15 protein-coding genes, 2 tRNA genes and 1 pseudogene are annotated in these 19,739 nt (G+C 67.6%); 8 read left to right on the top strand and 10 right to left on the bottom strand.

What is annotated here, in order from left to right; translation table 11 throughout:
• Window positions 1–40: 40 nt before the first annotated feature.
• Both ACNHGR_RS13490 and ACNHGR_RS13485 read right to left on the bottom strand, forming a co-directional pair.
• Entirely contained in the window at window positions 41–499 is a 459-nt protein-coding gene (locus tag ACNHGR_RS13490) for a pseudoazurin (RefSeq protein ID WP_184268358.1), read from the bottom strand.
• Window positions 500–576: 77 nt separating this feature from the next.
• Entirely contained in the window at window positions 577–1,131 is a 555-nt protein-coding gene (locus tag ACNHGR_RS13485; protein WP_475286730.1) for a rhodanese-like domain-containing protein, read from the bottom strand.
• Between the two features lie 79 nt (window positions 1,132–1,210).
• Between ACNHGR_RS13485 and ACNHGR_RS13480 the strand changes: the two genes are divergently transcribed.
• Both ACNHGR_RS13480 and ACNHGR_RS13475 read left to right on the top strand, forming a co-directional pair.
• Window positions 1,211–2,005 carry a quinoprotein dehydrogenase-associated SoxYZ-like carrier gene (locus ACNHGR_RS13480; RefSeq protein ID WP_475286728.1) on the top strand — a complete coding sequence of 265 codons (795 nt, stop codon included), beginning with the start codon at window positions 1,211–1,213 and terminating at the stop codon, window positions 2,003–2,005.
• Window positions 2,002–2,943 (top strand): quinoprotein relay system zinc metallohydrolase 1, encoded by a 942-nt coding sequence (locus tag ACNHGR_RS13475; protein WP_475286726.1) that lies wholly within the window; start codon window positions 2,002–2,004, stop codon window positions 2,941–2,943. Before ACNHGR_RS13480 ends, ACNHGR_RS13475 begins: the two co-directional genes overlap by 4 nt.
• Before the next feature lie 138 nt (window positions 2,944–3,081).
• Here the strand turns inward: ACNHGR_RS13475 and ACNHGR_RS13470 are convergent.
• The 4 genes and pseudogenes from ACNHGR_RS13470 to paoA form a co-directional block, all read right to left on the bottom strand.
• A pseudogene (locus tag ACNHGR_RS13470) lies at window positions 3,082–5,411 on the bottom strand (TonB-dependent receptor).
• Window positions 5,412–5,496: 85 nt separating this feature from the next.
• Window positions 5,497–7,701, bottom strand: coding sequence for an aldehyde oxidoreductase molybdenum-binding subunit PaoC (gene paoC, locus ACNHGR_RS13465; protein ID WP_475286725.1), 2,205 nt, complete (start codon window positions 7,699–7,701; stop codon window positions 5,497–5,499).
• On the bottom strand, window positions 7,698–8,654 hold the full coding sequence (locus tag ACNHGR_RS13460; protein WP_475286723.1) for an FAD binding domain-containing protein: 957 nt from the start codon (window positions 8,652–8,654) through the stop codon (window positions 7,698–7,700). The genes paoC and ACNHGR_RS13460 overlap by 4 nt, the downstream gene beginning before the upstream one ends.
• On the bottom strand, window positions 8,651–9,274 hold the full coding sequence (paoA, locus tag ACNHGR_RS13455) for an aldehyde dehydrogenase iron-sulfur subunit PaoA (protein ID WP_475286722.1): 624 nt from the start codon (window positions 9,272–9,274) through the stop codon (window positions 8,651–8,653). The genes ACNHGR_RS13460 and paoA overlap by 4 nt, the downstream gene beginning before the upstream one ends.
• A 329-nt stretch (window positions 9,275–9,603) precedes the next feature.
• Between paoA and ACNHGR_RS13450 the strand changes: the two genes are divergently transcribed.
• Together ACNHGR_RS13450 and ACNHGR_RS13445 are read left to right on the top strand one after the other, a co-directional pair.
• A tRNA-Gly gene (locus tag ACNHGR_RS13450) sits at window positions 9,604–9,678 on the top strand.
• A 54-nt stretch (window positions 9,679–9,732) separates the two neighbouring features.
• Window positions 9,733–9,807 (top strand) — tRNA-Gly (locus tag ACNHGR_RS13445).
• Window positions 9,808–9,856: 49 nt separating this feature from the next.
• Here the strand turns inward: ACNHGR_RS13445 and ACNHGR_RS13440 are convergent.
• From ACNHGR_RS13440 to mutY, 4 genes are read right to left on the bottom strand one after another with little or no spacing between them, the layout of a single operon-like run.
• Window positions 9,857–10,660: a 3'(2'),5'-bisphosphate nucleotidase CysQ gene (locus ACNHGR_RS13440; RefSeq protein WP_184268342.1), complete on the bottom strand. Its 804-nt coding sequence runs from the start codon at window positions 10,658–10,660 to the stop codon at window positions 9,857–9,859.
• Window positions 10,647–11,993: a TldD/PmbA family protein gene (locus tag ACNHGR_RS13435; RefSeq protein ID WP_475286720.1), complete on the bottom strand. Its 1,347-nt coding sequence runs from the start codon at window positions 11,991–11,993 to the stop codon at window positions 10,647–10,649. Before ACNHGR_RS13435 ends, ACNHGR_RS13440 begins: the two co-directional genes overlap by 14 nt.
• 44 nt (window positions 11,994–12,037) lie before the next feature.
• A complete protein-coding gene (nudC, locus tag ACNHGR_RS13430; protein ID WP_475286718.1) occupies window positions 12,038–12,961 on the bottom strand; it encodes an NAD(+) diphosphatase in 924 nt (307 codons plus the stop codon).
• The gene (gene mutY / locus ACNHGR_RS13425; protein WP_475286716.1) at window positions 12,948–14,015 is read right to left on the bottom strand and encodes an A/G-specific adenine glycosylase; all 1,068 of its coding nucleotides are present in this window, start codon (window positions 14,013–14,015) and stop codon (window positions 12,948–12,950) included. The genes nudC and mutY overlap by 14 nt, the downstream gene beginning before the upstream one ends.
• Before the next feature lie 26 nt (window positions 14,016–14,041).
• Between mutY and ACNHGR_RS13420 the strand changes: the two genes are divergently transcribed.
• The 4 genes from ACNHGR_RS13420 to ACNHGR_RS13405 all read left to right on the top strand — a co-directional run bounded on the left by ACNHGR_RS13420 (window position 14,042) and on the right by ACNHGR_RS13405 (window position 19,652).
• On the top strand, window positions 14,042–14,584 hold the full coding sequence (locus ACNHGR_RS13420; protein ID WP_475286714.1) for a DUF721 domain-containing protein: 543 nt from the start codon (window positions 14,042–14,044) through the stop codon (window positions 14,582–14,584).
• 92 nt (window positions 14,585–14,676) lie between these two features.
• Window positions 14,677–15,345: a thioredoxin domain-containing protein gene (locus tag ACNHGR_RS13415; protein WP_475286712.1), complete on the top strand. Its 669-nt coding sequence runs from the start codon at window positions 14,677–14,679 to the stop codon at window positions 15,343–15,345.
• A 45-nt stretch (window positions 15,346–15,390) separates the two neighbouring features.
• Window positions 15,391–16,134 carry a thioredoxin domain-containing protein gene (locus tag ACNHGR_RS13410; protein ID WP_475286710.1) on the top strand — a complete coding sequence of 248 codons (744 nt, stop codon included), beginning with the start codon at window positions 15,391–15,393 and terminating at the stop codon, window positions 16,132–16,134.
• A gap of 74 nt (window positions 16,135–16,208) precedes the next feature.
• Complete coding sequence (locus ACNHGR_RS13405) at window positions 16,209–19,652, top strand: chromosome segregation SMC family protein (RefSeq protein WP_475286708.1); 3,444 nt, start codon at window positions 16,209–16,211, stop codon at window positions 19,650–19,652.
• The last annotated feature ends 87 nt before the right edge of the window (window positions 19,653–19,739 follow it).

Here is a 19,739-nt window from a genome sequence, read left to right as displayed (position 1 = left end):
TACTCCCGAATGATATGCGTCTGAATGAAAGGGCCGAAGCTCACTTCACCTTGGCGAGCGCGGCGGTCATGCGCTTCGCGGCGAAGGGCGGCAGCTTGACGGCCTTGGCAGCGGCGATGTCGGCCGGCGTCACCTTGCCCACCTGCACCAGCGCGACCATGCCCATCGAATAATGGGGCATGCACTTGATGCCGTAGAGGCCGCTCTTGCTGACGGTCAGCACCGCTTCCTTGTTCATCACGCCCTTCATCGGCGTGGCGCCGGCGGGCAGCATGTTGGCCATGGTTTCGGCATTATGGCTGGCGTCGGACGGCTGGAAACGGATCGTGTCGCCGGGCGCGGCCTTCACATAGCTGGGCTCGAACACCATGGCGCCGTCGGCCCCCTGATTCTTCATGTGGACGATGATGTCCTTGGCCGAGGCCGGCAGCGAAACAGCGAGGGCAGCAGCGGTCAGCAGGCAGGCCGGAATGCGCAGGTCAGTCAAATCACTCTCCATGGAATCGTACGGCTTGGTCCGCCGGATTGGGGAGAGAGTGCGACCACAGGAGGGCTGCGCACAATTGACCTTTGGTCCTATGGGGCGGTTCCGCCGTCGGGATCGACGCGGGAAAGTGGCCGGTTGAGGTCGGTCCAGCCCTCGACTCCTTCGGCCAGCCACCAGATATTGGCATAGCCCTGCGACCGCAGCCTTTTGGCCGCATTCCAGCCCATCCAGCAATCCGACCGGCAGAAGAGGATCAACATCCGGTCGCGCCGCCCCTCGGTCAATCGGGCGATGCCCTGCATGAACCAGTCGCCGATGCCGGGGGCCAGTTCGCCCCGCCCGGCTTCGGGGAACCAGTGGGCGCCGGGAATGGACGCATGCGCCGTTGCGAGCCGCCAGCGCCCGTCCGCTTCCCTGTGGCCGCCCTCGGCCGGCAGCACGTCGATGAAGAGGGCATCGCGGCCGGGGCGCAACTGGGCGGCGGCTTGTTGGGCAATGCGGCCGACGCCCGGTGGCGCCTGATGCACCGGCGCGCGATAATGGGCGATGCGATAGCCGTCCGCATTGAACAGCGCGTCCTGCGCCAGCGCGGGCGCGTGCAGTAGCAGGGCGGCGATAAGGACGCCGATATGGGCAGGGCGCATGTCTCTCTCCCGATACGACCAACGGCCAATGGTAACCTGCGACGCAGGAGAATAGACCCCACCATAAGGGAGAAGGATAATGCAAAGGCAGGCAAGCCTTTGGGTCGCGATCGCCCTGGTGTCGGTCGCGGCCGATGCCGGGGCGACTACGCCCGCTGATCCGCTGGGATCGCCGATGTGGGGCGCGCATGCCCGCACCCTGTTTGGCGATGATCCGGTGCGGTTCGATCCGCGGGTGAAGGTCGACTTTCCGATGATCGCGGAGAATCAGCGGTCCTTTCCGGTCGCGATCGACGCTCGCGCCATTCCCGGCGTCACTCGCATGGTGCTGCTGGTCGACCTGAACCCCATACCGATCGCGATCGATTATCGCCCGACCCGTGCCGCAGCCTATGTCGCGACCCGGATCAAGCTGGACCAGCGGACGCCGGTGCGGGGCGCGGTGCAACTGGCGAGCGGTGAATGGCTGGTGTCGGGCGGCTGGGTCGATGCGGCGGGCGGGGGATGTTCCGCGCCGCCGGTCAGCCGGGTAAAGGGCGACTGGGCCGATCATCTGGGCGAGATACGGGGCGAGGCCTGGCCGATGCCGAACCATGTCAGCCGGGTCAGGCTGAACTTCCGACATCCGATGGATACCGGGCTGGTCGACAACATCGCCACCTATCATCTGGAGGCGCTGAGCGTGAAGGCGGGGGAGCGGGTGCTGGGCGAGATGGCAATATGGGCGGCGGTAGCCGAAGACCCGGCGATCACGCTGATAGTCGATGGCGGCGCGGGGGAGGCGCTGCGCATCGAGGCGCGCGATACCAATGGGCGCGAATATCGGGCGGCGCTGAACGTGGCACGGCAATCGCCGATGCCGGGTGGCCGATGATCCTGTCGCGGCGATCATTGCTGGGGAGCATGGCGGCGCTGGCGACAGTGCCTGCGCAGGCGGCGGATTATGCGATCGTGCCGGAGCCGATCGGAGCGGGTCTGTGGCTGGTGCGCGGCGCTGACGAAGCGATTGAGGCGGGCAATGGCGGGGCGATCGCCAATATCGCGATCATCGCCACGCCGGCCGGGACGGTGCTGTGGGAATGCGGGCCGTCGGTGCGCTATGCCCGCGCGCTGCGGCAGGCAGCGGAGCAACTGACGGGCAAGCCGGTGGTGCGGGTCTATGTCAGCCATCTCCATCCCGATCATGGCATGGGGCTGGCGGCGTTCGACCCGGCCATCGTCGCGGCGCTGCCCGGCACGATCGACGCGCTGCGGGCGGAGGGGCAGGGCTATGCCGATGGCATGTACCGGCTGCTGGGCGACTGGATGCGGGGTACGGACCTGGTCCTGCCGGGAAGGGTGATCGGGCAGGGGGAAGAGGATTTTGGTGACCGGAAACTGCGGCTGCTGGCTTTGTCGGGGCATAGCCGGGCGGACCTTGCCCTGATCGATGCGCAGACCGGGTTGCTGCTGGGCGGCGACCTCGTCTTTCACGACCGGGCGCCGAGTACGCCGACCGCGGACCTCACCAAATGGCGCGCCAGTCTGGATCAGTTGAAGGCGTTGCCGCACAAGGGGGTGGTGCCGGGCCATGGGCCGTTCGACGCGGACGGGACGGCGGCGATCGACCAGACGCGCGACTGGATCGACTGGCTGGAAGCGACGCTGACGCAGGCGGTGCAGGGCGGGCTGGACATGGTGGAGGCAGGGGAACTGCCGATTCCCGAGCGCTTCGCGAATATGGCGGCGGCGCGCTACGAGTTGCAGCGCAGCGTGTCGCATCTCTATCCGGGGCTGGAAGCGATGCTGATGCCGCGGGTGGATGTGCCGTAAATGCGACAGCGAGTTGGACAGGTGTTTCGGTTTTTCTGAAATGCAAGCCGTTGTTAAACAAGGGCATTCAGGATGGCATGCGTTGGGGTTGTACGCATGCTATCCTATTTTTCTTTATAATCAATGACTTGAATTGCTTCAGAAGCGCGCCTTCATGCCGACCTGCCACCGGCGGGGTACGCCGGGGCCGTAGGCGCGGGGATTGGAGGCGTCGGGGGCTTCGTCCAGTTCGATCTCGTCCACCTCGCTGAAAGTGCCGAAGGTGGCGTAGCGCCGGTTGAAGGCATTGCTGAGCGTGCCGAACAGGCTGACGCCCTTGATGAGGTCCACGCTGGCGCGCAGGTTGACTACTGCATAGCCGCCCAGCCTTGCCTCGTCATTGCCTTCGTCGCCGATCAGATATTGGCCGGAGCGAGCGAGCAGATCGCCGCCGATGGCCCAACCCTTGCCTGCATAATCCAGGCTGAGCGTCGCGCTGTGGCGGGGGATGCCGGGCAGGCGGTCGCCGCGTTCCACCGCGATCAGGCCATCTTCGTCCGCCGACGGATTGGCGGGGCTGGAGAGGGTGAGCGGGGCGCGATAGCTGGCGTCGGTGAAGGCGTAGCTCAGGCCCGCTGTGAATCCGCCCCGGCTGGCGCGCAGGGTGGCTTCGATACCCTGCCGCCGGGTCATGCCGATATTGCGGAAATAGGCGCGGCCCCGGATTTCGGAGGCGACATATTGGATGTCGTTACGATTGTCGGTGCGATAGGCCGACAGCAGCCAGTCGAGGGCGAAGCCGCCGACCTGCCCCTTGCCACTGGCGCCTGCTTCCCAGCTTTTGGCGACGACCTGCTTCAGCGGCGGATCGGCGATGAAGAAGTTGGTGAGGCTGCATGGCGCATTTTCGTCGGCGCAGGAGAGTTCGGCCGGGGTCGGCACGCGGTTGCTTTCCGCATAGCCGGCGCGCAGGCTGACGCTGTCCGACAGGGCATAGTCGAATTCGATGCCGGGATTCAGCCGTTCGAACCGATGGCGGCCGTTCAAGGCCGTGCCGATCTGGTCCTGCATGACGATGCGGGCATTGTTGTAGCGCAGGGCGATTTCGGCGGAGAGGCGCGATGTGATCGGCAGGCGATCCTGCGCGAAGACGCCCCAATAATCGGTATGGGCGACAAGGCCGACCGGGGCGATGGCATTATCGTCCTGCACGATGATCGGGCCAAGACCATCAACGCTGCGGTCGTCGGTCAGGGCACCCAGTTCCGTGGAGGTGTCGAAACGGGTGCGGCTGCTGTCGTAGCTGAAGCCCAGGGCGAAGACATTTTCGCCTGCGCCGAGCGTGCGCTTGTCGATCAGTTGCACCAGCGCGCCCATGGCCCGCGTGGCGGTGCGGCCCCGGTTGAGCACGCCATAGCCTTCGCCATCCAGCGTATCGACAATGGGGTTGCCATCGGCGTCGGTCAGGACGGCCTGTTCCTCGTCATCATCGTCCGCGCTGACGGTTTCGAGGCAGACGAAGCCGGCATCATCGTCATCCTCGCACCCTCCGATATCGGCGGCATCGCCATTGACGGTGCGCAGGGTGAGTTTCTGGGCGTAGAGTGTGCCTTCGATCCGGGTGGTGTCGGACAGAGCGACCCAGGGGTGAAGGCTGACCCGGCCAAAGCGGCTGCGGCTGTTGTCGGGCCAGGTGAAGACGGCGCGGCGGTCAGCGGCCAGCAGTTCGACCGGGGAGACGCCATTGCCGGTCAGGTTGGTGTTGGCGCCGACGACTTTGAGATGCAGGCCGCCGGTCGCGGTGTCGAAGCCGAGGTCGGCATAGCCATTATAGAGGGTGGAGGGCGAATGATCGCGCCAGCCATCGTCATGCGTATATTGGAAGGCGCCGAAGGCGCTCCAGTCACCCCCCCAGCGTTCCATGCGGTGCCGCCCGCCACGCTGGCTTCCATCATGCCGAAGCGGCCGTGGGAGAGGCTGGCCTCCAGCCCCGGATCGCTGGCGCCGGTCTTGGTTTCCAGCGTCAGCGCGCCGCCAAGGGCATTGAGGCCGTAGACGGCACTCTTGTCGAGCAGGTTGACGCTGCGGATCGCGGCTTCGGGCAGCAGGTCGAACTGGACGGTGTCGCCAAAGGGCTGGTTGAAGCGGGCGCCGTCCAGATAGACGGCGATGCCCTGCGACTGGCCCTGAAGCGGGGAGGCGGTGAAGCCGCGATAAACGAGATTGGGTTGCCAGGGGTTATTCTGCGCGTCCTGCAACGTGACGCCGGCGAAATTGCGGGTCAGGGCGCCGAGGAAATCGGGGCTGCCGGTGCGGCTGATGTCGGCTGCGGTCAGGGTCAGCGCGTCGTCGATATCGACCGCGCCGCCCGGCGCGGTGACGATGATCGGCTGGCGGGGGCTGTCTGCCTCATCGGGGGTTTGCGCCCATGCCGCGCCGGCGGTGAGCGCCATCGCGCTGCCCGCCAGAAGCGTCACCAAAATCCGCATGCTCGTCCCTCTCCCCGTTCGTCTTTGGCGGGAAGGGTAGGGGCGGGCCAAGCGGCGCTCCATTATACCTTGGGTCGAGAGCCTCTTACGCCGCCTGCGCTTTCAACAGCTTGTCGATGGTCAGGGGATAATCCCTCAAGCGAAGACCGGTGGCGTTGTAGAGGGCGTTGGCCACCGCCGCGCCCGCGCCGCATATGCCGAGTTCGCCCACACCCTTGGCCTTCATCGGCGAGCTTTTGTCGTCCAGTTCGTCGATGAAGAGGACGTCCTGTTCGGGTATGTCGGCATGGACCGGCACCAGATATTCGGCCATGTCATGATTGACGAAGAAGCCGAAGCGGGTGTCGACGTCCAGTGCCTCCATCAGCGCCGATCCCGCGCCCATGGTCATGGCGCCGATCACCTGGCTGCGTGCCGATTTGGGGTTGAGAATGCGTCCGGCGGCAAAGGCCCCGCCCATGCGGCGGATACGGACTTCGGCCGTGTCGATATCAACGCCGACCTCGCAGAAATGCGCGCCGAAGGTCGCCTGCGCATAGCGTTTGTCGAGATCGCCGAAATCGATGCTGTCTTCGGCCCACAGGCCATCGCGTCCGGCCAGCGCGGCGAGCGTTTGCGATTTATTGTCCAGCTTGATGAGGCCATCCTCGAACAGCGCCTGATCGGCGGGGTAACCGGCCTGTTCCGCCAGTTTCGCACGCAGCGACATGGCGGCGGCATAGACGCCCGCCGTGCTGCTGTTGGCGCCCCACTGGCCGCCAGAGCCGGCCGAGACGGGGAAGCGGCTGTCGCCCAGGCGCACCGTCACCTGATCGAGCCGGACGCCCAGCATTTCCGCCGCCGTCTGGCCGATGATGGTGTAGCTGCCGGTCCCGATGTCGGTCATGTCGGTTTCGACGATGACCCGGCCCTGATGATCGACGCCGATCCGCGCGCCCGACTTGCCGACCAGATTGTTACGGAACGCCGCCGCCACGCCCATGCCGACCAGCCAGCGGCCGTCGCGCACCTGCCCCGGCTTGGGGTTGCGCTTGGCCCAGCCGAAACGGTCGGCGCCGGCGCGCAGGCATTCCACCAGCTTGCGGCTGGAAAAGGGGCGCTGCGGGCCGGCTTCGGGATCATATTGAACATCGTTTCGGATGCGCAACTCTACCGGATCGACGCTGCAGGCTTCGGCCAGTTCGTCCATCGCCACTTCCAGTGCGAGCAGGCCGACCGCTTCGCCGGGCGCGCGCATGGCGTTACCTTCGGGCAGGTTGAGCGTCACCAGCCGGTGCGCGGTCATCCGGTTCGGCCCGCGATAAAGGAGGCGGGTCTGCTGCGCCGCCGTTTCCGGCCCGCCGCCGGGCAGGTCGCCCGACCAGACTTCATGGCCGATCGCGTCGATCACCCCGTCCTTGTCCGCGCCGATGCGGATGCGCTGGATCGTGGCGGGGCGGTGGGTGGTATTGTTAGGAATCTGGTGCCGGGCGAGAGCGACCTTGACCGGGCGGCCGACCTGCTTGGCGCCCAGCGCGGCGAGCAGCGCATCGGCGCGCAGGAACAGCTTCGACCCGAAACCGCCACCGATATAGGGGGAGACGAGGCGGACCTTCTCCCTGGGGATGCCCAGGGTCTTGGCCACTTCGCCCACGCCCCAGGCGATCATCTGGTTGGAGGTCCAGAGCGTCAGCCTGTCGCCGTTCCAGGCGGCGGTGGTGGCGTGCGGTTCCATCATCGCATGGCTGTGGTCGGGCGTGGTGTAGCGCTGGTCGATCTTCACGGCCGCCTTTGCGAAGCCGGCATCGAAATCGCCTACCTTCGTGTCGGCGGGGGAGCCGAAACTGTCAGGCGGCATGGCGCCCTTCAGATGTTCGGCCGCGAGGTCGAACCGGCCATCTGCGCCGGCATAGTCGATCCGCACCAGCTTCGCCGCGTCGCGCGCATTTTCGAACGTGTCGGCGATGACCAGGGCGACCGCCTGCTCATAATGGTCGATCTGCGGCCCGCCGAGCAGGGGAGCGGTGTTCATCGATCCTTTGCCCAGCTTCCCGGCATTTGCGTGGGTGACGATGCCCAGTACGCCGGGCGCAGCCTCGGCGGCGCGCAGGTCCATGGCGGCGATCCGCCCCTTGGCGATGGCGGACCCGACGATCCAGCCATAGGCGGCGTTGGGCGCGGCATCGTGCCGTTCATAGGCATAGGGCGCGCTGCCCGTCACCTTGGCGGCGCCGTCGATGCGATCATGGGGGATGCCGATCACCCGGCCACGGTCGATCGGGTTGGGGCCGGCTGGCGTGTCGAACTTCATGCCCGTGCCTCCTGCTGGCGATAGAGGGACGCGAGCGTCCGTTCGACCAGCGTCTTCTTGAAATCATTATGATGGGTGGTGCGAGCGCCGGTCAGCGCGGCTTCCGCCACCGCCTTTGCGCCCTGCTTGCCGGCAGCGTCGGCCGCTGGCATGCGCCAGGGCTTTGCGCCGATGCCGCCAAAGGCGAAGCGGGTGGAGCCGTCCTTGCCGAACACCGCCGCCACCGACACGAGCGCGAAGGCGTAGGAGGCGCGGTCGCGGACCTTGCGATAGACATGGGTGCCGCCGACAGGTTTGGGCAGGGTGACGGAGGTGATGATCTCGCCAGCTTTCAGCGTGGTTTCCCTGTGCGGGGTGTCGCCGGGGAGCAGGTGGAAGTCCGCGATCGGGATCGAGCGGGCGACGCCGTCCGCGCCCATCGTGTCGACCTGTGCATCCAGCAGCCGCATCGCGACCGCCATGTCGCTGGGATGCTGGGCGATGCAGGCGTCGCTGGTGCCGAGAATGGCGAGGCTGCGGCTCATCCCCTGCATCGCGCCGCAGCCGCTGCCGGGCTGGCGCTTGTTGCAGGGCATGCGCGTGTCGTAGAAATAGGGGCATCGGGTGCGCTGGAGGAGGTTGCCCCCGGTCGTCGCCTTGTTGCGAAGCTGCCCCGATGCGCCGGCCAGCAACGCGCGGCTGAGCACGCCATAGTCACGGCGGACGATCTTGTCGGCGGCCAGATCGGTATTGCGGACCAGCGCGCCGATGCGCAGACCGCCCTCGTCGGTCTTCTCGATCCGGTCGAGGCCCAGATGATTGACGTCGATCAGATGGGTCGGGGTTTCGATCTGGAGCTTCATCAGGTCGAGCAGGTTGGTGCCGCCGGCGATGAAGCGGGCGCCCTGGAAAGAGGCCGCCGCTTTGGCCGCCGCCGCGACGCTGGTGGCGCGTTCATAGGTGAAGGGTCTCATGCCTTTGCCTCCGCTACGTCGCGCATGGCGGCGATGATGTTGGGATAGGCGGCGCAGCGGCAGATATTGCCGCTCATCCGCTCGCGCAGTTCGGCGTCGCTCAGCGCTACATCGTCCAGATCGTTAGTGACATGGCTGGGTACGCCCGCTTTGATCTCGTCCAGCACCGCGACCGCCGAGCAGATCTGGCCCGGCGTGCAATAGCCGCACTGATAGCCGTCATGGACGATGAACGCCTGCTGCATCGGGTGCAGCTTTTCGGGTGTACCGAGGCCCTCGATCGTAGTGATCTTTTCGCCATCGTGCATCACCGCCAGCGTCAGGCAACTGTTGATCCGTCGCCCCTCCACGATCACGGTGCAGGCGCCGCACTGGCCATGGTCGCAGCCCTTCTTGGTGCCGGTCAGGTGCAGATGTTCGCGCAGCGCATCGAGCAGGCTGGTGCGCGGGTCGAGTTGCAGATGGACCTCGCGGCCGTTGACGGTCAGTTCGACGGGCATCATCGCGCTTCCTCCCTTGGCGGCGGGCTTCGTGGCGGCGGTCGACAAGGTCGGCGCAGCGCCGGCAAGGACGGCGCTGCCCTGCAACAGGCCGCGGCGCGTCAGGTGATCGGACGACATGGTTGCATTTCCCTGCTGGTATGGCCTGTAGGCTTGTGATCAGTACGAAGGGCGGCGCCAAATGATCCCGCCGCGCCGGATAGGACAGAAGATTAGCAGATGAACGGCCTGCGCCAAGCGATGCTTTTGCGGGACGATTCGCCGGGCGGTGGTAAAGTGTCGGCCCGGCGGGCATTTTCGATGTTGCGCTAAACCGCAGAAAAGGCTGGTTTTCTGCGCCAGGGAAAGAGGATTTCATTTTTCTGCAATTCTGCCCCTTGCCGATTTGGGAAAGCCTTGCTAGTTGGCCGCCACCCGCCGAGAGGGGTACACTCTCCCGGCCGCCAAGAGCGGGCGTAGCTCAGGGGTAGAGCACAACCTTGCCAAGGTTGGGGTCGAGGGTTCGAATCCCTTCGCCCGCTCCAGATTTTCTGCCAGTTGGCCACATATGCTGAAAAGGCAACTTTTCGGCCGCCCGAGCGGGCGTAGCTCAGGGGTAGAGCACAACCTTGCCAAGGTTGGGGTCGAGGGTTCGAATCCCTTCGCCCGCTCCAGTTTTTCAGAATCGACAGACTATCGCCTTCGGGCGCGGCCCTGAATCCGCTAACCCTGCGGCTGGCCCAATATCTCGCGGGCACGGGGCGTGAGGCGCTCCACGGCGGCGGCATGGATGCCGGGTGCGGCGCAGAGCAGGCCGAAGGCGGTCGGCTGGGGGCGGTTGAACAGCAAGGGATCGCCCAGCGCATCGGTGACGGTGCCACCCGCTTCCTGCACGATCAGCGCGGCGGCGGCGACATCCCATTCATTGCCCCAGCGCACGGTGGCGACCAGATCGGCCTCGTCCGCAGCGACCATCGCCATGCGCAGCGCAATGCTGTTGGGTTTTTCCACCGTCACCAGATCGCGGTCGATGCGGGGCAGTTGATCGGCGGGGACGCGGGCGCCGGGCAGGCTGTCGCGCGATCCGGCATGCAGCGTCACGCCGTTGCGGGTCGCGCCCTGGCCCAGTTGCGCCACCCACAGTTCGTTGCGGGCAGGGGCGGCCAATATGCCGAGCGTCACTGCGCCCTGATCGACCAGCGCCACGGATACGGCCCAGCCCGGCCGGCCGCGCAGATAGTCGCGGGTGCCGTCGATCGGGTCGACCACCCAGACGCGCGGTACACCCAGGCGATGTACGGTATCGGCCGTCTCCTCCGACAGCCAGCCGGCCTGCGGATCGATCGCCGAGAGCCGCTCGCGCAGCATGGCGTCGACCGACAGATCGGCCTCGCACACCGGATGACCGGGTACTTTTTCCCACTGGCGCACGCGCGTTTCGCCATTGGCCCAGAGGGTCAGCGCATGATCGGCCGCATCCGCCACGGCGGACACGATCGCGCGCAGGGCGGGGTCAGCCGCCGGCAACGGTCATCCCGTCCACGCGCAGCGTCGGCACGTTCATGGCATAGCGGAAGCTGAGATCGCTGGCAGGCGTCAGGGCGCGGAACATGTCCTTCAGATTGCTGGCGATGGTGATTTCCGACACGGCATGGGCGACCGCGCCATTTTCGATCAGGAAGCCCGCCGCGCCGCGGCTGTAATCGCCGGTGACGCCGTTTACGCCCATGCCGATCAGTTCGGTGACGTAGATGCCGCGCTTCACATCCGCCATCAGGTCGCCCGGCGAGATGGTGCCGGCCTCCATATGCACGTTGGTGATGCTGGCGCCGGGCGCGCCGCTGCCGCCGCGGCTGGCATGGCCGGTGGGTTCGAGGCCCAGCTGGCGGGCCGAGGCGCTGTCCATCAGCCAGCCGGTCAGCACGCCCTTGTCGATCAGCGCGCGCCGCTCCACCGGTAGCCCTTCGCCATCGAACGGGCGCGAGCGCATGCCGCGCGGCAGCAGCGGATCGTCGATGATGGTGATGGCCGAATCGAACAAGGATTCGCCCAGCGAATCCAGCAGGAAGCTGGAGCGGCGGGCGATCGCCGGGCCGACCATGCCGCCGATCAGATGGCCAAGCAGGCTGGAGCCGATGCGCGGATCGAAGATGATGGGCATGACGCCGCTTTCGACCTTGACCGGGTTCAGCCGCGCCACCGCCCGCTGGCCGGCGCGGATGCCGACCGCTTCGGCATCGTCCAGATCTTCCAGATGGCGGACGCTGTGGCTGGCATGGTCGCGCTGCATGTCGGCGCCGGTGCCGGCCAGTACGCTGGCCCAGGTCGCATGGCTGGTGCCGGCATAGGCGCCGGCAAAACCATGGCTGGTGGCCAGCGCCACCTGGCTGCGGCCGTTGGATGCGCCGCCGCCTTCGCTGTTGGTGATGCCCGGCACGCTGCGCGCGGCTTCCTCCGCGATCAGCGCGCGTTCGCGCAGCGCGGCCGGCTCGGGTTCCTCGTCATCGGTCAGGTCGAGCGAGGGCGGGCGTTTCTTGAGCAACCGGTCTTCGGGCGCGAGGCCGGCATAGGGGTCTTCGGGGGCTTCGCGGGCCATGGCGATGCAGCGATCGACCAAGGTGGCGAGCGTCGCGGGGTTCATGTCCGACGCGGAAATGCTGGCGGAGCGCTGGCCGATGAAGACGCGCAGGCCGATCTCCTCACCCTCCGACCGTTCGACATCCTCCAGTGCGCCCAGGCGCACCGACACGTTGGTCGATGCTGTGCAGGCGTAGATGGCGTCGGCGGCATCCGCCCCGGCCTTGCGCGCGGCGCCGACCAGATCCTGCGCGCGCGACTGGGCTTCGTCTAGGCTGAGCATGGAGGGGAAATCGTCCTCGAATATAGGGATAGTTGCGGTCGGCCTTACGCGCTTGCCGGCAAAGGGGCAACGGCGGCCAGCCAGTGATCGAGCAGGTGCCAGGCGACGGCCATCTGCGGCGGGGCGAGGAAGGGCGCGTCGGGATCGCCGGCCAGTGCGGCGCGCACCTGATCGGCGTCGCACCAGAAGGCGTCCTCGATCTCGGTTTCGTCCAGCGTCAGCGCGTCGTCCTGCGCCTGACCGATGCAGGCGATCATCAGCGACGAGGGGAAGGGCCAGGGCTGGCTCATCACATAACGCACATCATGGACGCGGACGCCCGCTTCCTCGAACAATTCGCGGGCGACCGCTTCCTCGATCGTCTCGCCCGGCTCGACGAAGCCGGCGAGCGCGGAATAGCGGCCGGGCGGCCAGGCATGCTGGCGGCCGAGCAAGATGCGCCCGCGATGTTCGGCCAGCATGATGACGACCGGGTCGGTGCGGGGGAAATGTTCGGCGGCGCAGGCGTCGGCATCGCATTTGCGCGACCAGCCGGCCTTCACCGGGCGCGTGGTCGCGCCGCAGACCGAGCAATGGCGATGCCGGGCATGCCAGTGGACGAGGCTGCGCGCGGCGCCATAGAGCGCCACCTCTTCGGCGGGCACGAGGCCGGCGATGGCACGGCTGCGCGGCGTAGGGGTGAGATTGGGGCCAAGATCGGCGACCAGCCGGGCGAAGATCGGTCGGGCGGCGGGATCGACGCCCAGCAGGACATGATCCTCCGCGCGCGCATCGGGGGCGAGCGGTTCCAGCAGCAGATGGCCGTCCGCCTCCACCGGCTCCAGCCCTTCCAGCACCAGCAGGCGGGCGGCGGGATCGGCGAATGTTTCCGCCAGCAGGGCGGGATTGGTGCGGATGTGGTCGACACGGTCCAGCCGGCTGCCGACGAAGCCCGGCATGGTCCTTGCCGTCGGGTCAGTTCCGTGCATGCGTCTGCCTTTCCTTCCTCACCGCTTCGGCCGCGCGGGCGAACAATGTCGGCAATCCTGCCTCCCCGATCCGATCGACCGGCCACCATTCGCCGACGCCCGGCGGCGTCACATCCGCCCCCACATGGGCATGGTGGACGCGCAGCGCCAGTGAGAAATGGGTGAAGACATGCGCGACCGGCTCATCGATCGTCGTCCAGTGCGCCGGCAGCGGCGGGGTGGCGTCCGGCATATCGCTCCAGTCGGAACTGGGCAGCGCGCGCATGCCGCCCAGCAGCCCCTTGTCCGGGCGGCGGACCAGCCAGACATGGCCGTCCCGCTCGATCCACCAGCCATGGCCGGTGCGATGGGGGCGGGCCTTTTTGGGCGGCTTGACGGGATAGGCGGCGGGATCGGCGGTCAGTACGGCGGCGCAATCGTCGCGGATCGGGCAGATGCCGCAGGCGGGATTGCGAGCGGTGCAGATGGTGGCGCCCAGGTCCATCATCGCCTGGGCAAAGTCGCCGGCGCGAGCGTCCGGGGTGATGCGATCGGCGGCTTCGCGAATCTCTGTGCGGGCGGCGGGCAGGGGCGTGGTGATGGCGAAGAGGCGGGCGACCACCCGCTCGACATTGGCGTCCACCACCACCGCGCGCCGGCCAAAGGCGATGGCGGCGACGGCGGCGGCGGTATAGGCCCCCACGCCCGGCAGCGCGCGCAGCCCCTCCTCCGTATCGGGGAAGGCGCCGCCATGATCGTGCGCCACCGCCCGTGCGCAGGCGAGCAGGTTGCGGGCGCGGGCATAATAGCCAAGCCCTGCCCATGCGGCCATCAGGTCGGCGTCGTCGGCGGCGGCCAGATCCTGCACCGTGGGCCAGCGGCTCGTGAATTTCGCGAAATAGGGGCCGACGGCGGCCACCGTCGTCTGTTGCAGCATCACTTCGGACAGCCAGACGCGATAGGGATCGGCCGCGTTGCTGCCGGGCGGCGCGCGCCAGGGCAGGCGCCGGGCATGGACATCATAATGGGCCAGCAGGTCGCCCGCGATTTTTCTGTCTCTACCCTCGACGCGCATGCCGGCCCTATGCCATTAAGTGCGCCATGACGGAACGCCCGGTCCCCCCTAAATATAAGAGTCGTGCCAAGGCGCCGGCCGAGCGTCCGCGCACCGGCGCGCCGCGCGCCATCGCCGACCTGATGCCGGATATCGGCCGTGCCGCCTTCCGCAAGTTCGGTTTCGTGCAGTCCAGCATCGTCACCCGCTGGGCGGAGATTGTCGGCAGCCATTATGCGGAGATTTCCGTGCCCGAATCGATCCGTTTCCCGGTGGGGCAGAAGGCGGGCGGGACGTTGCAGCTGACGGTGATGAGCGGCCATGCGCCGATGATCCAGCATATGCTGCCTGACATTGTGGAGCGGGTGAACCGCTTTTTCGGCTATGCCGCCGTCGTCAAGGTCGCGATGCGGCAGGGCGAGGTCACGCCGATGCGGGCCGAGCGCCGCCCGCCGCCCCGGAACCTCAAGCCCATTCCGGTCGAGCTGGGCGATTCGCTGCGCGACATTGGCGACCCGGAATTGCGCGCGGTGCTCGAATCGCTGGCGCAGGGCCTTGCCAACAGCAGCGGATTGCCGAAAATTAACTAGAGCGATGATGGAGCGGATGGCAATCCGGTCCTTCGCCCACCACGACCCCTATTCGGCTCCGGTTCAGCGGAGCCTTTCTACGGACGCGCCTCATGAAGAAACTGCTCCTGCCGCTTGCCCTGCTCGCCGTTCCCGCCGCGCTGGTCGCCGCGCCCGCCGCCAACTGGGTGAGCCGGGTGGTGCTGTCGCCGATCGGCGGACACCTGATGGGCAATCCCGCCGCGCCGACCAAGCTGGTCGAATATGTGAGCTACACCTGTTCGCACTGCGCCCATTTCGTCGGCGAGGCGAGCGCGCCGCTCAAGAGCGGCTATGTGAAGGGCGGCAAGGTCAGCGTCGAGGTGCGCAATGCCGTGCGCGACAAATATGACCTGACCGCTGCGCTGCTCGCCCGTTGCGGCGGCCCGGCCCGTTTCATGGGCAATCATGAGGCGCTGTTCGCCAACCAGACGCCATGGATGGAGCAGATCCAGGCCTATGACGGGAGCGGCGACAAGCCGGCCGATCAGGTCGCCGCGCTCAGGGATATCGGGCAGAAGACCGGCCTTTATGCGCTGATGACCAAGCGCGGCTTCACCAATGCCCAGCTGGACGCCTGTATCGCCAATCCGGCGTCGATGAAGCAGGTGCTGGCGATGACCGACGAGGCGTGGAACAAGGTCAAGATCACCGGCACGCCCGGCTTCGTCGTCAACGGCACGAAGGTGGACGGATCGAGCTGGGCGATCCTCCAGGCCGCATTGCCCCCCGCCGCGCGCTGATCTAAACCGCTTTTCATCCTCTCTGCATTCGGAGCCTTGCCCGTCGTGAAAGCCTTTTCCGGTATAGCCCTCACCGCCCTCAGCGCCGCCCTCAGCCTGACCCTCGCCGCCTGCGGCAAGAATGAGGACGCCGCCAAGCCCGCCGGCGAACCGGTCGCCGCCGTTGCCGCGCCCGCCGGCACCAGCTGGTCGGAAACGATCGCGGAAACGCCGGACGGCTATTTCGTGATGGGCAATCCGTCGGCCAAGGTGAAGCTGGTCGAATATGGCTCCTACACATGCAGCCATTGCCGCGATTTTTCGGCCGAGGCATCGGAAGAGATCAAGAAGATTGTCGATACCGGCAAGATGAGCTTCGAATTCCGTACCTATCTGCGCGATCCGATCGACCTGACCACCGCGCTGCTCGCCCGCTGCGGCGGCAAGGACATCTTCTACCCGCTGTCGGAGCAGTTCTTCGCCAACCAGTCGGCGATGTTCGAGAAGGTGCAGGGCAAGGAAGCGGCCTTCCAGGGCGTCGACAAGCTGCCCCCGGCGCAGCGCCCCGGCGCGATCGCGCAGATTGCAGGGCTGGTCGAATATGCCCAGCAGCGCGGTATTTCCGCCGATCAGGCGAAACAGTGCCTGGCCGACACGGCGGTCGCCGAAAAGCTGGCCAAGAATGTCGAGAAGGCCAATAACGAATATCAGATTCAGGGCACGCCGAGCTTCCTCATCAACGGCGTGCTGCTGGACAATGTCGCCAGCTGGTCCGCGCTCCAGCCAAAGCTCAAGGAAGCGGGACTCTGATTGCGCCAGAGGGGGCTGACAGGCGCGGATACGCATAGCGGGACCGGGGCGGCAGGCTGCCCCGCTTTGCCGTCATGCAGATAAAGCGCCTCAAGCTCTCCGGCTTCAAAAGCTTCGTCGATGCGACGGAACTGCGGATCGAACCGGGGCTGACCGGCATCGTCGGCCCCAATGGTTGCGGCAAGTCCAACCTGCTGGAAGCGATCCGCTGGGTCATGGGCGAATCCAGCGCCAAATCCATGCGCGGCGGCGGCATGGAGGATGTCATTTTCGCGGGCACCGCCACGCGGCCGCAGCGCGACTTTGCCGAAGTGTCGCTGCTCACCATCCAGGAACAGGGCGAACTGTTTTCCGCCGTCGATGTCGGCGCGGACGGCGAACTGGAGGTCACGCGCCGGATCGAGCGCGGGGCGGGCAGCGCCTATCGCGCCAATGGCAAGGATGTGCGGGCGAAGGACGTGTCGCTGGTCTTTGCCGATGCCGCCACCGGGCCGCATAGCCCGGCGCTGGTCAGCCAGGGGCGGATCGCCGCCGTCATCGCTGCCCGGCCGCAGGAGCGACGCGCCATGCTGGAGGAAGCGGCGGGCATTGCCGGCCTGCATGTCCGGCGCAAGGATGCCGAGCAGAAATTGCGCGCGGCCGAAGCCAATCTGGCGCGGCTGGACGAGATCTTGCTGGATATGGACGCGCGCGCCAATGCGCTGCGGCGGCAGGCGAAGGCGGCGGAACGCTATATCTGCCTGTCCGATCAGATAAGGGTGGCCGAAGGGCGGGTGCTGTTCGCCCGCTGGCGCGAGGCCAATGCCAGCGCGGAAGCAGCACGGGCCGAGGCGAAACAGGCTGACGCTGCCGTGTCGGCTGCGCAGGAAGGGCAGATGGCCGCCGCCGCCCATGCGCAGGCGGCCGTGGCGGCGCTGGCCGAGCGGCGCGCGGCGGCGCAGAGCGCACGCGATGCCGCCAATGAGGCGGGGCACAGGCTGGCGGCGCTGCGCACCGAACGGGACTCGGTGGTCCGCCGTCTGGCTGACCTGACCCAGCAGGCAAGCCGGCTGGAGGAGGATCGTGCGCGCGAAGGGACGCTGGCCAATGATGCGGCCGATGCGATCGCCCGGTTGACGGCGGAAATCGCGACGCTCAAAGGCCGGGTGGCCGAGACGGAGAAATTGCGACCAGCCTTTGCCGCGCGGATTGCTGCCGCCGAGGATGCGGCGCGTGACACTGAACTGGACCTGGCCAGGGCGATGGCGACGCAGGCGGCCGAGCAGGCCGAATTGCGCGTGGCCGAAGCGGCGCTGGCCGCCGCCCGCAGCCGGCTGGACCGGGCCGAGCGGGAAGTGGCGCGGCTGACTGCCGAGGCGGACGCGTTGCCCGATGCCGCGCCGCTGGAGGCGCAGCGGGCGTCGGCGCTGGCCGATCAGGACAAGGCGAAGGGCGAGCGCGATGCCGCCGAAAGCGCGATCCAGTCGGCCGATGTGGATCGCCAGTCCGCCGCCGAGGCGCGGGCCGGGGCCGAGGCGGCGCTGGCGTCGGCGCGGGCCGGGCTGGCGGCGCTGGATAGCGAGGCGACGGCGCTGCGGCGCGCGGTCGATAGCGTCGGCGCGGGCAAGGCGCGGGCGCTCGACCGGCTGAAGGCCGCGCCGGGTTATGAGCGGGCGCTGGCCGCCGCGCTGGGTGACGATCTGGAGGCGCCGGTCGGGCCGGAGGGCAAGCGGCGCTGGGCGGGGGCCGATGCTTTGCCCGGCGATCCGGCCCTGCCCGCAGGGGCCACGCCCTTGGCGGCGCATGTCATGGCGCCCGCCGAACTGGCCCGCCGTCTGGCGCAGATTGCCGTGGTGGACCGGGATGAGGGGCAGGCGCTGGGCGTCGGGCAGAGGCTGGTCACGCGGAACGGGCAGTTGCGCCGCTGGGATGGCTATGTCGCGATGGAAGGCGGCGCTGCGGCGGCCGAGCGGCTGATCCGGCTCAACCGGCTGGATGCGATTGCGGCCGCGCGTCCGACTGCCGAGGCGGAGGTCGAAGCGGCCGGGGCTGCGCAGGACAGCGCGAAAGCGCGGGAGCAGGCGGCGGCTCAGGCTTTGGCGACGGGGCGGACCGCATTGTCACAGGCGGACCAGAAATTGCGTGCGGCGCTGCGAGCCGCCGACGAGGCGACGACGGCGCTGGAGCGGCTGGCGGGTCGGCGCGAAGCTGTGGAGGAACGGCGGGCCGAGGCACGGCGCGACCGGGATGGCGCGCAGGGCGAGCATGAGAAGGCAGAAGCGAATCGGGCCGCCGTGCCCGAGGGCGCGGAAACCCGCAATCTGGTCGCCACCCTGTCACAGGCGAGCGAGAAGGCACGCGGCGCCGTCAGCCAGTTGCAGGCCGAACAGGCGCTGGCCGACCGTGCGCTTTCCAGCGACCGGGAGCGGCAGGCGGCGGCTGATGCCGAGGTAAAGGGCTGGCGCGCCCGCGCCGGCGAAGCGACCAAGCGGATCGCGGCGATGGTCGCGCGGGCCGAGGAGATTGTCGGCGAGCGCGACCGGATCGCCAGCCAGCCGGAGACGCTGGCGCAGGCCATCACCGACCTGGGCGACCGGGGTACGGCGCTTGCCGACGCGGCGGATCAGGCACGTCGGTCCGAACTGGAAGCGGAAGCGACCTTGCGCAGCGCCGAAGGGCGCGCGGCGCAGGCGGGCGAGGCGCTGGCGGCCGCGCGCGAAGCCCGCGCCACCGCCGCCGCGCGGGCCGAGGCGGCCGATGAGCGGCGGATCGAAACCAACCGCCTTTCGGGCGAACGGTTCGAATGTCCGCCGCCGGTGCTGCCGGAGAAACTGGGCTTTGCCAGTGCCGAGATTCGCATCGCCCAGACCGAACTGGCCGATCATGACCGCTTCCATGCCGAGCGCGAGCGGATCGGCCCGGTCAATCTGGTCGCGGCGCAGGAACTGGAGGAACTGGAGGCCAGCCAGGCCACCAGCCGGGCGGAAAGTGCGGAACTCACCCAGGCGATCAACCAGCTGCGCGGGTCGATCGGCAGCCTCAATCGCGAGGGGCGGCAAAGGCTGCTGGCCGCGTTCGAGGCAGTGGACGGTCATTTCCGGCGGCTGTTCACGACCCTGTTCAATGGCGGGCAGGCGCATCTGGAACTGATCGACAGCGACGATCCACTGGAGGCCGGGCTGGAGATCATGGCGCAGCCGCCGGGCAAGAAGCTGGCGGCGCTGACCCTGTTGTCGGGCGGCGAGCAGGCGCTGACCGCCGTGGCGCTGATCTTCGGCCTGTTCCTGACCAATCCCGCGCCGATCTGCGTTCTGGACGAAGTCGATGCGCCGCTGGACGACGCCAATGTCGAGCGCTTCTGCGACCTGCTGGACGCGATGGTTGCGCAGACAAACACCCGTTACCTGATCGTTACCCATAATGCCGTCAGCATGGCGCGCATGCACCGGCTGTTCGGCGTGACCATGGTGGAGCGCGGGGTCAGCCGGCTGGTGTCGGTCAACCTGCAAAGCGCCGAGGCATTGCTGGCGGCGGAGTGATTTTGTAGTTACAAAAATACTTGACGATTTTTTGTAGTTATGAAAAATAGGGGATGCGTTTTTTCCACCCTGCACGCATCGGTATTT

This window comes from Sphingobium sp. RS1 (assembly GCF_056156825.1).
Note: the sequence above shows the minus strand (reverse complement) of the source record. Positions and strands in the feature narration are given on the sequence as shown.